Annotated in this window: 4 protein-coding genes; all 4 read right to left on the bottom strand. The window is 37.3% G+C overall.

Features of this window, described 5'->3' with window-relative positions:
- Positions 1–76 precede the first annotated feature (76 nt).
- On the bottom strand, positions 77–1,939 hold the full coding sequence (locus PVV57_RS05485) for an autotransporter outer membrane beta-barrel domain-containing protein (RefSeq protein WP_273719009.1): 1,863 nt from the start codon (positions 1,937–1,939) through the stop codon (positions 77–79).
- 146 nt (positions 1,940–2,085) lie between these two features.
- Positions 2,086–4,419, bottom strand: coding sequence for an autotransporter outer membrane beta-barrel domain-containing protein (locus PVV57_RS05480; RefSeq protein WP_273719008.1), 2,334 nt, complete (start codon positions 4,417–4,419; stop codon positions 2,086–2,088).
- A 667-nt stretch (positions 4,420–5,086) separates the two neighbouring features.
- Entirely contained in the window at positions 5,087–7,564 is a 2,478-nt protein-coding gene (locus PVV57_RS05475; protein ID WP_273783621.1) for an autotransporter outer membrane beta-barrel domain-containing protein, read from the bottom strand.
- A 2,949-nt stretch (positions 7,565–10,513) separates the two neighbouring features.
- The coding region (locus PVV57_RS05470) for an autotransporter outer membrane beta-barrel domain-containing protein (RefSeq protein ID WP_342753457.1) at positions 10,514–14,157 on the bottom strand (3,644 nt) is incomplete at its 5' end.

The raw sequence follows: 14,157 nt of genomic DNA, 5'->3' as shown, positions 1-14,157 counted from the left end.
ATTATGTCTCTTTTGTAAGAGACAAAACGAAACATAATGAGAGTGCTTTGTATTTCAAGATAGAATACAAGTATTTTTAAAAGTGATAGCGCATTCCAGCAGAAATATTTATTCCAGAGATGCCAACTTTTTTGAATTTATGTTGATAGCTCAGATCACTATGAAGCTCGATATTTGGCGATAAGTGTGCGTGAATACCAAAACCACCTTCGACTAAAGATCCCATCGCAGCAAGCTGAAAACTTTTACTAAAAGTTTTGATCATGTTCAGTTTACCATAGAAGGAAAGGGCATGGCCTTTGTTTTGCGTCAAACGCCCACCAATACGCAGCAACCATTGATCAGGTTTGCCTATGTTTATTTTAGGGTTATCGTCATCTGAAGAACTGTTGCCATTTGAGGACGTGTTGTTATCTGAGGATGCACTAAGTATGAGACGCTGATAAACGAGTTGTGCTTGCGGTTCTAGAATGACACCCTCGAAACCAGTTGATAGTTTTTGACCAACCGTTGCAGCAGCTCCTAATATTTTACTATTCTTTATTTTAGGGGCATCTTTGATAAAATCGTTGCTCATATTTTCTTTAAAAATTCCATAAGAGAGAAAAGCACTTGCATAGATGCCACCGTCGTGCTGAATGTTTCCATAGGCAGTGAGAGACCATTTATCAAACATCTTCTTATGAGAGCTATCTGCATTTTTAGGAGCAAAAGACAATTTTCCATAGGTTCCGAAAAAACCAAAATTAGTGCTGATATTTTGATCTTCTCGCGCGATTAATGTAGCCCCTGCCTGCAATGCGGCATAGCGAATATCCGCATGAAGGCTCCCTTGTTCTGCGTGAGTGCTCTCTTGTTCTGCTGGAGCGCCCTCTTGTTCTGCTGGAGCGCCTCCTTGTTCTTTTTGAACATCATTTTGTTCTGTTTGAGCCCCTTCTTGTTTTGAATGAATGCGGGAGAAAAATGTGTTCTTATTGCCATAAGTGGATAAGAAAATGCTTCTCTCTTGATACTCTTTGGGTTCAAACATTGTTATTTGCATATTGTCTAACAAGATATTTTGATTGTTGGCATCAGCAACCCCAACAGTAAACATCGCGATAGGCATGACGAAAGAGTTTTCTATTTGTGGTGTAAGGAGTTTGCCATTTACTGCTCCATCAAGAGAATAAGAAGTTGCAGTTGCTTTATCAGCTGTAAATTGAGACGTGCTCTCAGTATGAGCGATGGGGCTGTTCTCAATCTTTGTGGGCAATTTCACATGAGATTCCGTGGATGTGTTAAGAGCCTTTTTCGGTGCTGAGGAATCCGTGTTTGTCTTGGGATCAATAACAGAGTATTTATTCTCTTTATGTGCAAGAGAGGCTTCTTTCCCCTCCACGTTTGCTATTCCATCGGTGGTTGAGGTATTTTGGGGGTGCGTGTTAAGATACAATGCATTTTGTAAAACATTGGTAGCTGTATTGTTTTGTTTTTGTGAGGCACTCCGTTTTATTCTCAATTGGTTAAGTTTTGCGTTGGTATCTACCATAGACTGTGTATCTTGAGGATATTGGTTTGCTATGACTTTGGTATGTGTATTATCCATTTCATGCTTTAATACTACATGATGTGCACCAGAGCTAGCACGACCATCGCCTGAAAAAGAGCTTTTAATCTTCTCTCTTACACGATCCATAGAATTTTGATGTGCTTGGTTGAAAGGTGAATGACCTCGCGTCATGGCGCCAGAGGCTATTTTTTCAAGATTTTTTTCTGTCTGTGTAGGTGTGTTTATTAAATCAATGGTATGGCGATATTGTTCCGGTAATTCGATCATTCCTTCAAGAGCATGGCGTGTTTCAGGACTTAAGCCAGAGGCGGTACTGATCGATATGAAGGTAAAAGAAGAAAAAAACAAAGCACAAGCGGCTGTACATAACAAAAGATTCTTATGCATAGAGACGTTCCTTAAGATATTTTCTTTGTTTTGATAAAAAATGAACTACTCTTCCACACATTACGATTTTTTGTAATGTGTAAAATATAAGCAGCACTGCTTACATTCCAGCGCTGCTTATGTGTCAAAAGTGAAAGCTAAGATTTCTAAAAGCGATAGCGCATTCCACCGGAAAAATTAATTCCAGAAAACCCAGCTTTTTGAAGTCTATGTTGGTAATTAACGTCAGCATGAAGGGCAATATTTTTGGAAAGTTGCGCGTTAATGCCAAGCCCACCTTCAAGAGAAGAGCCCATAGAATCAAGACGGAAAGGCTCAATAATATCGATTGTGCTTTTTTCACCAAAAGCTTTGATGACGTTCAATTTACCATAAAAGGAAAGAACACGATCGTTTTCAATAGGAAGTATGGTTTTTGTTAAACGTCCTCCAATATGCACCAACCATTGGTGAGGAGTCTTGATATTAACCTGGAAGTCATCGATATCTGAAAGCGTACCAAATGCAATATGTTGATAAATCAGTTGCGCTTGTGGTTCAAAGGACAATCCTTCAACACCGGTTGCTAGTTTTTGTCCAACGGTTGCCGATATATTCAATATATCCGTATTATTTAACTCTGCGGTGTTGCCAATAAGAGCTGTTGTGATATGTCCATTTAAAATGCCATAAGAGAGTGATGCATTAACATAAAGACCATTGTCATGGTGGAGGTTCCCATAGACCGTAAAGGACCATTTATCCAGTATGCTTTTGTCAGAACCTTCCATATCCTTTGGCGTAAAAGCGAGCTTTCCATAGGTGCCTAAAAGACCAAAATTTGCAGTTAAGCTTTGATTTTCTAGCGTTGCTAATGCCATGCCTGCTTGTAAAGCAGCATAGCAAACATCCGCACCATAACCATACTCCAATGGACTACGGCTGGAAGATAACGTCACCTTGTTGCCATACGTTGATAAGAAGATGCCTTTCTTTTTATGACCTTCTAATCCAAAAACTGTTGAGTGCATATTATCTAACAGCGTATTTTGATTACTTATGTCAGTCAATCCAGAGGAGAATATCGCGTTAGGCATTACCAAATAGCTTGCAACTTGGGGAACAAGAGCTTTGATTTCTTCCACTAAATCAAGAGTAGTATTTTGGAGACGGAAATCCCAAAATTCTTCACCTTCTGGAAAAAGGCTTTGCTGATCATCCGCTTTCCCAAGGCGGGATGTTGGTCCATAGCCATTGAGTATATATTTATAAGGTAAGCCCCCTATTGTGGTATAGCCATGGGCAAGTTTGAAGGAATCTTCATTGGCTTGCCCAGAAACTTGAATGAGTGAGAGACCACGTATATTCAAAGGAATTGAACCTTCTGCTTCTTCATTATCAAAGGGTTCGGGATGCTTTGAAAGATTGTTGAAATAGATCGTTGTGGTGCCTGAGACATCACCGCGAACGAGAACACGGTCAGTCTTTTGTTGTTCTTTTGTAAGACCATTGCTCCATTCGGTATTAAAGTAAATCCTTGCGTTGCCTGTTGCATTGTAAACTGTTGCGGCATCAGAGTCTCTGTTTTGCTCTGTTTTTTGGGGATGTCTTCCCACATTTAAGGTTTGATAATGGTTTTCTACTAAATCATGCGGTGCATCAAATATGATAGAGCTATTGTTAAGGTTTAGGACTGAAACAACGGATTGTGCTCGTTGCTTAAGATCAAGAAGCTTGTAATCAAATAAACTAAAACTATTTTCCAATTCAAATAGACTAATTTTTAAATGCCACTTGCTGTTATTGTTTAGGGTGAAGATCGTTGTATTTTGAGGAAGCGTTTTGGCTCTTCCTTCCATAATTGAATTGTCAGCGTCTAATGTAAAAGTAGTTGGTTCAATTGTGGTGAACGGTGAGCCTTCGTTTTTTAATAACATATCAGAACGAATTTCTGAGTCTTTAAGGGATACCGCATTAGCAACAGCTTTGGAATAATAAGGTCCGAAAATACCAACACCATCCTTTACAAAAAGTTTTGTCTTATTAAGAATGGCTTTGTTTACAACTTCTTCTCCTTCTTTTATTGTGGAGCTTAGAATATAACCAAAATTGATACCATAGACTTTGCTGTGGCCTATGACATTTATGATTGAATCTTCAACACGGATTATGCCGTTTGTGAGTGACAAACCACGCTCTTTAGCTTTTCCCACGATTCCTTTAGCATTAATTTGACCACCTGATGTTGCAGAAAGCAAAGTGAAATCTGAGTGCATTATTGAGTCTGTAATGGTAATGTGGCCTTTCTTAGCAACTGCGGTATCATACTTACCACGAACAAAAACGTTATTAAAGTTCTTCTCTTCTCCATTAGCTACTTGGACCGTAGGAATCTCAGGAGGTTGTGTATTTGCATAAGTTGGAGCAAAATGAGAAAAAATGAAAGTTCCAGCAATTGTACATAACAAAAAATTTTTTTTATAAATATATTTCTTACACATAGATATGCCTTTAGTATTTGGTATGCTTCGATGCTTACTTCATTCCCCTGATGGCGCAAGTACCCAATCAGCTTTTATATCATAATGTATTTATTGTAAATAACAAAACGAAATATCGTGTTTTGTTATTTATCTTTTAAAAATTGGTTTTGGAAAAGTTTGTAAAATAGAAAAGCGCAATTCAGCGATGATGAATTTCAGAAAACTGAGCTTGATAAGTCTTTTTGTTTTAAAGTGCTAAGAATCAAAATATTTTGGGAGAATGCTTATTGCTTAAAGCTGTTTAAAAACGTTATAAAGTTTTGGAGAAGATTTGTCATGCGCTTACCAAAAGCTTTCAGTTGGGTTTCTTGCATATAGAATTATTCACGATAAATTTTTTGATATAAAAAAGCTAAAATATTTTGTATTTTTTATCGATATACAACAATTTTTATTGAATCCATTCGATTTTTATACATCAAAAAGCGCGCTCTTTTGAGAATACAACAATCGTTGAGAGATAAAGGATTTTGTGGCATTTGGTTTGAATGAAATTAATCCTTTCAAGAAGGGTGTATAGAAAGAACCATTATTGATGTCTCTTGCCGAAAGATTGCAAAAAAGCAGCACATTCGTACTGCTTTTTGTTAAAATAAATAGACTATAAGTTGTTTTTTTCTTTTTCTTAAAACTGATAGCGTATTCCGCCTGAAAAGCTTGTTCCAGATATACCCGTTTTTTGAAGTTTCTGTTGATAATGAACATCAGCATGAAGGGCAATATTTTGTGATAATTGTGCATTCACACCAAACCCACCTTCAAGGGAAGCTCCCATAGCATCAAGATGGAACGATTCACCAATCTGTATGGTGCCACTATTAGAAAAAGCTTTAACAATATTCAATTTACCATAGAAAGAAAGAATACCGCTATTTTCAGTTGGAACTGTTGTTTGCATTAAGCGTCCACCAATACGCACCAACCATTGATGAGGATTGCCCATATTCACATCAAAGCCATCAACATCTGAGAGTGTGTCAATCATAAGACGTTGATAAACAACTTGTGCTTGTGGTTCAAAGACCAATCCTTTCGTGCTGGTTTCGAACTTTTGTCCAATGGTTGCCGATGCACTGAATGTATCAGCACTTGTCAATTCTGCAGTCTTTCCTATGAGAGCTGTGGTGATATTCCCCTTGAGCATTCCATAGGAGAAAAGTGCATGGACATATGCCCCATTATTATGACGCAGGCCACTATATGCAGTCAGTGACCATTTATCGAGTGTACTCTTGTCAGCACCTTCCATACCTTTTGGAGTGAAAGCTAATTTTCCATATGTCCCTAAAAGACCAAAATTGGTGGTCATGTTTTGATCTTCTAGAGCTGCTAATGTAATGCCTGCTTGTAAAGCAGCATAGTGAATATCGGCACCATAGCCATATTGTAAGGGCGTACGGTGAGAGGATAATGTCATCTTATTGCCATAAGCCGAGAAAAAGATTCCTTTGTTTTTATGATCTTTTGTCTCAAAGCTTGTTTCTTGCATCGTGTTCAGTAAAGTGTTTTGATTGTTTACTTCAGCCAATCCAGCTGAGAATAGAGCGTTAGGCATGACCAAATAGCTTGCTACTTGAGGAACAAGAGCTCTGATCTTTCCTTCATCATCGAGTGTTGCACTTTGCAAGCGGAAATCCCAGAAATTCTGATTTTCTCTCAAATGGTTTTGTATGCTCCCTTCTTGCTCAGAATTTGATGATGATTCACCTTTTATATTATTCTCAATTCCTAAAACTGTTCCTCCTAATACAACGGTGGTTGTGTCGGTTTTTGAGTTCTTTTCTTTTGATTGTTGAGATACTTCTCCTAAATGGCTTTGCGCGGGCTCTGCTTTCCCAAGACTCGATGTCGGTCCATAGGCATTTAAGACATATTTATAAGGCAAAGAACCTATTGTGACGTAGCCATTTGCTAGTTTGAAGGAATCTTTATCTGCTTTTCCAGATACTTGAATGAGTGACAGACCACACATATTCGCGGGAATAGAAGCTTCTGCTTTTGATGGCTCACCTTTTGAAAGACTATTGAAATTAATTGTTGTGATGCCTGTTACATCCCCATGGACAAGAAGGCGGTCTGTTTTTTGTTGTTCTTTTGTCAGACCATCACTCCATTCTGTATTAAAATAAATTCTTGCATTGCCTGTTGCGTTGTAAACAGCTTCTACAGCAGAGTCCTTGTTTGCTTGTGAATTAGGAACTTCAATGGTTCGTCCTACACTCAAGGTTTGATATTGACCCCTTGCCAGTATATGTGGCGCATTAAACACAATAGAGCTATTGTTAAAGTTTAAGACTGAAACGGTAGACAATGCTCGTTGCTTAATGTCATGGAGTGCATAATTAAATGTACTAAAATCATCATTTACGTCGTATTGACTTACATTTAAATACCATTTGCTATTGTTGTTTAAATTAAAAACAGTTGTATTTACTTCTAAGGTTCTTGCTCTTCCTTCTAGAATCGAATTATCGGCAGTTAATACAAAAGTCACAGGATGAGGATCTGAATCTGTTTTCTTTTTTACAATATTTTGTAATAATACATCAGAACGAATTTCTGAATTTTTAAGTCGAACTTCGGCAACAGACTTTGAAGATGAGGGACCTAAAATACCTACACCATCTCTCACAAGAAGCTTTGTATTGGTAAGAATCGCCTTATTGACAACTTCTTCACCATCTTTCAGAAAAGCATCTAAAATGGTATGAAAAATAATACCGGATTTTCTTTTGGTTTCTATGAGTGAATCCTCAATGTTAATGATACCGTTTGAAATTGATAGACCAGTATACAAGGCATTGGTTTTAACTCCTTTAGCATTAATACGCCCACCTTGTGATACAGCAAAGGCAAACGAAGCTGAATGTATTGTTGAGTTCGTAATTGTGGCAATTGCTTTTTTAGAGGCGTGCACTGCGCTTAATCCATTGCGGATAAAAACATTATTAAGAGTCTTTTCCTCTCCGTTTTCTAGCTTGAACTCATCAATAATTTCAGGATGTTGTGTATTTGCATAAGTTGAACCGAAATGAGAAAAAATGAAAGTTCCAGCAATTGTACATAACAAAAAATTTTTTTTATAAATATATTTCTTACACATAGATATGCCTTTAGTATTTGGTATGTTTCGATGCTTACTTCATTCCCCTAATGGCGCAAGTACCCAATCAGCTTCTATATCATAATGTATTTATTGTAAATAACAAAACAAATTATATTGTGCTGTTCTCTATAATTTGAAGTTTTGCTTCAGAAAAGCTTTTTTCATGATCATAAAAAGCAATCAAATAATGGATTTCATAAAACTTCGTTTGGAGCTTATGCTAAAACCACGATGAAGTACGCTATTTAAAAATTGTCACTTCAAGATAATCATTATAAAAGCTTTATAGCGTTGAGATGAATTGTTTTAGGCACTCAGAAAAATTTCAGTCAATTTTCTCTGCTATAGGAGAAGATACGCTATAAAAAGAAGAGATGAGAGGACGGATTTTCTTCAAAGAGATAAGGCGCTAAAGCTCATTTTCCTAAGGCAGCATAGCTCATTTCATGACGGCGGTTCATGAATGATATAATGGTAAATCCATAGAGCTTCATCATTTTTATGCTTATGAAGGAGCAAGTTGGCGCCTTTACACTTGATAAAACAGCAAGCCCATTGCATATTTTACCAGCTTCTAATGTTGCGACAGCTCTTGGCTCTTGAAACGGTTCATAAAAAGGCATGTCTTTCTTATATAATTTTTCTTCATACGCCAAGCTCCACTCGTAACGTACAAGAGAGATGGTTTTGATTGATTCAACATGGGACAGGGTTAAAATGAGAGAGTCTTACGATATTCGGGACGCTCATTCGAAATGAGTAAATTATCATTATAAATTAATTAATGTGTTACCATTTATGATGCGATGTTGGATAGCTTTGTGCAAGAACCAGCGTTAAGAAATGCCTTGCGTAAGCGAAAATTCTCGAAACGTTTATTCGTATCATTAAAGAGAGGTTGCTTGATATTCGTTTTTTCATGGTTTTATTCTGTATAGCCAGTCAGCGTATCTTTATAAGACAAATCATTTCTTGTGGGGGCGGACATTGGATCGCTTGAAAAGTCTTCTGTCGTTTTCCCAGAGGCTTGGATTAAGCAAAAATCCACCAGTCCTTAAAAGATTAGAAGCATTTTCTATAATACTCTTCTAAAATCGCTTTAAGGCTAGAGTGATATGAAAAAACGTTTCTTAAAAAAACGTCTTTCAAATTACGTCACACCATTTTGCGGTCGGCGTTTGTGAATGGTATAACGGTAAATCCATAGAGCCTCATTGTTTTTACGCTTGTGAAGGAGAAAGTTGGCGCCTTTACACTTGATAAAACAGCAAGTCCATTGCATATTTTACCAGCTTCTAATGTTGCGACAGCTCTTGGCTCTTGAAACGGTTCATGAAAAGGCATGTCTTTCTTATATAATTTTTCTTCATACGCCAAGCTCTATTCGTAACGTACAAGAGAGATGGTTTTGATTGATTCAACATGGAACAGGGGTGAAATGAGAGAGTCTTATAATATTTGGGACTCTCATACACCAGGAAAAACAGTGAACACTCTTTATATATCAATGAATTGCCTTTTATAATAGTTATGCTATTCAATAATCCGATTACGCTGTTCGTTCTTTCATTTTTACAGCCGTGGAAGCATTTTTAGGGACAGAAGTTTGAGTTTCTGTTCTCTCGTTATTGTTAAATATTCATCGATGATTTTTTATCATCTTCTGCCTGAAGTATCTCATAAGTTCCGTTGGATATGTTTTTTGTACCAAAAATTTTAAGGGATTTCGTTTCTGCATTATAGGTAGAAAATGGTAAATTTTTATAGCTTCTGTGTACGATAGAATATTTTTTAGCTAGAAATATTTCTTATTTTATATTTGCGATTAAAAAATAATAATATATAATTTTATCTATAACTATATTTATTATATTAAATAAAAATAAACTATAAATTTATGTTTATTTTATAACAATATTATAATTTATATGAAATATTAATTAAAAAGCTTGCTCTTTTATAAGATTTAATAGTCTTACGACTTAATAAATTATTAGAAAAATAGTGCTGTTTGTAAAAAAATAAGGAAAATAGAATAAATAGGTATTTCTTTCATAGCATCAATCTTAAGATTGGTAGCATCTTATTGTGCTTAAAAAAATCATTTCCATGATACTGATTTTGACGGTTTTTTTCATTGTTCTATTTTCTTTCAGTGAGATGAGCTTGGTATGAGAGGGATAGGATTTCTCAAAATCGTTTACCTAAAACGATACAGGAAAGTGTCAATGAAGCCTTATAGAGGGTGTAATAAGCTTGTTGATTGAAAGAATGGGAGTTTATAAACATAGCAGGGTACAAAGAAAGAGCTTTTTAAATATCGCTATCTGTTTATTGTCTAAAAATGCACTTTTCTTAGCTTTATGGATAAATCCGCTAATAGGAATATACCGCGGGATTCGTGTGAAGAGGCAGAAAAGCCTATTTTAAGTGGCAAAACGCAATTCATAAAGAGTTTCATGTTGAAAGCCTTGAAATGAAGGATGCTTATGATTCATAAAATTGTACTTGTGTGAGAAATTGCGCTTTTATTAAAAGTTCGCGGTTTGCATTATTTTGGGCTTTTGACATATTCTAGATAAAAATATCTGACACTTTTTCTTGAGAAAAAGGGAAGGGGATTTTATGAAGCAAGCGAGATTATATCAATCAATAGGGTGTTTTTTCTGAGAGTTTTGTTTTGCTTTCACTTGGTGATGAAGCGCTTTGCGACATTTTGTTTAAGAGAGATGAATGCATTCAATCTGGTATGCTTCAAAGAAAATATTCAACCTTGTAAATTAATAAATCTTGATGGACATGACTTTAAGGAAATAAAGAACAACGTTATTCGCGAGATCTTTTAATGAAAGAGTGTCAAGAATAAAAAAAGGCAGCATATTGTGCTGCCTTTTTGGTTTGCTGAAGTATACAGAATAACAATACATCTGTTGTTAAAGTTTTGCCTCAAAACTGATAGCGTATACCACCTGAAAAACTTGCTCCCGATATACCCGTTTTCTGCAGCTTTTGTTGATAACTCACATCACCATGAAGGGAGAGGTTCGTGGACAATTGTGCATTGATGCCAACACCGCCTTCAATTGCAGGTCCCATAGGATCAAGGTCAAAATCTCTTCCAATATGAATGCTCCCATCATCACCAAAAGTTTTGATCAAGTTTACTTTTCCATAGAAAGACATAGGATGATTATTCTCAGTGGAAATAGTTTTTGTCAAACGTCCACCAACACGGATCAACCATTGAGAAGGATTTTTCATATCAATGGTAAGGTTATCAGCATCTTCAATGGTGTTAAACATTAAATGTTGATAAGCAACTTGTGCCTGCGGTTCGAAGGTTAAGCCTTCTACCCCCGTTGCAAATTCTTTGCCAACAGTGGTGGAGATACTCAACATTTTAGCATCATTCAATTTTGCGGTTTTCCCAATGAGAGCGTTAGCGATATGTCCTTTTAGGATACCATAGGACAAGAGTGCATCGATGTAGAACCCACTGCTATGCTGTATACTTCCATAGGCTGTCAGTGCCCATTTATCCAGCGTGTTCTTCCCAGCATCTTGCATATCTTTTGGAGTGAAAGAGAGACGTCCATAGGTTCCCCCTAGTCCCAGATGTGTTATGGTGTTTTGCCCTTCGATTGCTGCCAATACAACACCGGCTTGTAGAGCCGCATAACGGATATTCGCGCCATAACCGTATTCTAGAGGACCACGCTTGGAAGATAAGGTGGCTGTGTTACCATAGGTATATAAGAAGAATGCATTCTTTATCCCTTGTTCTTGTCCTATAATGGACATTCTCATAGTGGCTAAAAACTGGTCTTGTTTAGCTATATCGGTTAATCCAGCGTGAAAGAGAGCATTTGGCATAACTATATAGCTTGCTGTTTGTGGTACAACGGAAATCACACTTGGATTAGAACCAGAGCCAGTTTCAAGAATTTCCCTGTGTAAGCGGAAATCCCAGAAGTTCTCATTCTTTTCATCAAAGAGGCTTTGAGCAATATCTGCTTGTCCATGGCTTGACTCTGGTCCATAAGCAGTCAGCGTATATTTGTAAGGCGAACCACCTCTTGTGATATAGCCATGAGCTAATTTGAAGGAATTTTCATCTGCTTTTCCAGAGACTTGAATAAGCGAAATTCCACCAGTGTTTGAGGGATCAGAAGCATTGACTACACTATTTTTGTCCCCTGAATCGCTGTCAATATAAACTGTTGTGAAGCCTGAAACATCACCGTGAATGAGAAGGCGATCAGTTTTTTGGTCCGCACTTGCAACACCATCACTCCATGCAGTATTGAAGTGAATTTCTGCATTTCCAGAGGCATTGTAGACTTCTTGCGTGTCTGCTTTACCAGAGCCTATATGCAATGTGTGGTAATGATCTTCTGTTGGTTCTTGAAAAATGAGAGAGCTGTCATTGAGGTCGAGAACAGAAATATCAGAACGTGACCTTTGAGTAATATCAAGCAAATTGCCCTCAGCATCTTTTTCTTGTGTGCTGTTTTTTAAGAACCATTGTGTCCCGTTTCTTAGGTTGAAGCTTACGTTTCTCTCTTGTGCAATATTTGTTCTGCCTTCTAAAATAGAGTGATCTGCATTTAAGGTGAAGCTGCCGTTGGCTATCTCCTTTACGTTTTTATCATTCCAGATATTTTCCTCTTGCCAAGAAATTTTGTCCCAAAAAACACCGTCATTTAATAAAATATCGGCATGGATTTCTGAATTATGAAGATTAACTGTACCGATTGATAGAGTAGGAATATCTCCAATACTCTTTTTAGCAATAGCTCCAACGAGAATTCCAGTGCCATTGTCAACATGAATCTCTGTATTGGTTAGATTGATTTCATTATTTCCATATGTTTGTAGATCATCTAATTTATCTGTATTGGTTTTCGATAAAGCCATCAGTTGCAGACCTATGCTTCCTGCTTTTGCAAAAGTGTTTGCTAGGTTAATCTTTCCCGTGCCTACTGCGGATAGTGCCATTTTTTTGACGTCTATTTCATTTTTAGTGCCATTCTTCATGATAATTGAGGCATCACCAGAGGCACCAAGACCAAGATCAAAATTTTTAATGATTGTGTTACCATTTAATTCAATTTTGCTCACAGACTCGTAGGAGCCTACAGCACTGGTTATTTTTTCGCTCTCACCACCGATTATTGTTAGATCTCCACTGGTGATTTTGCTTCCACCATCTGCATAAAGACCTTCATCAACATTTTGAATGATTGTTTTGCCAGTTAAGTTAATTTCACTGCCAGCGTCTTCTGTCGTTAGACCAGAGCGTTCTGTGTCTGTCCCCGAATTGATTGGCTTTCCACCGTTGATTATTAAATTTTCGCTGGTAATTTTGCCGCCATCAACGGCTCCAAGACCGTTAAAAGTATTGTTAATCGTTGTATTGCCATGCAATTCAATGGTGCTCTTCTCACCAAGTGCAAGTGCGCCGGTTCCTATACCATCTGTTGTGAGCGTAACATCTGTGGCATCGATCTGTCCCTTGTTTTTTGTAAGCAATGCAACATTGCCATTTTTTGCAGTTGCATTTCCTCCGATCATTATAATTTTTGAATCTGAACCGTCCGCATAGGCACCATTTCCATGAGATGATGTGACTGTAGAATTATTTAAAGTAATGGAACTTCCTTGTTTTGCGTATATTCCATTGCTTGCGCTCTCAAATGATCCTCCAGAGACTGTTACTGTCGAGTGATCATCTGCGACTATGGCGCTTTCTGCTTGTTTTACGGTTACATTTGTTAAAGCGACGATACTTTTATCTGCAGATACTCCTACGTTTAGTCGTGCATCGTCTTTAACGCTCGATATTGTCATATTTTCCAGTTTGTTTTCTTCTCTCTCACTGTTCTCAAAGGTAGCACCAATTATTGAAGCTTTAATGGTTCCGCCTGTCATACTGATTGCGCCATTGTTGTTTGCCCAGAGTCCGGGGGCCTCAGATGATGTAATGTGAGCATTGTTGGTTAAAGTAATGATACTGTTGTTGTGAGAAGTTACTGTTGCATCTTTTGCATCAAATGATCCTCCAGAGACTGTTACTGTCGATTGATCATCTGCGATTATGGCGCTTTCTGCTTGTTTTACGGTTACATTTGTTAAAGCGACGATACTGTTTTGGTTTGCGTCTATTCCATAGATGAGTGGTGCATCGTCTTTACCACTTGATATGGTTACATTTTCCAGTTTGTTTTCTTCTCTCTCACTGTTCTCAAAGGTAGCACCAATTATTGAAGCTTTAATGGTTCCGCCTGTCATACTGATTGCGCCATTGTTGTTTGCCCAGAGTCCGGGGGCTTCAGATGATGTAATGTGAGCATTGTTGGTTAAAGTAATGATACTGTTGTTGTGAGAAGTTACTGTTGCATCTTTTGCATCAAATGATCCTCCAGAGACTGTTACTGTCGATTGATCATCTGCGATTATGGCGCTTTCTGCTTGTTTTACGGTTACATTTGTTAAAGCGACGATACTGTTTTGGTTTGCGTCTATTCCATAGATGAGTGGTGCATCGTCTTTACCACTTGATATGGTTACATTTTCCAGTTTGTTTTCTT

The sequence above is a fragment of the Bartonella sp. AU15XJBT genome, assembly GCF_028618615.1.
Lineage (GTDB): Bacteria > Pseudomonadota > Alphaproteobacteria > Rhizobiales > Rhizobiaceae > Bartonella.
This window is presented reverse-complemented; position numbering and strand designations above follow the sequence as displayed.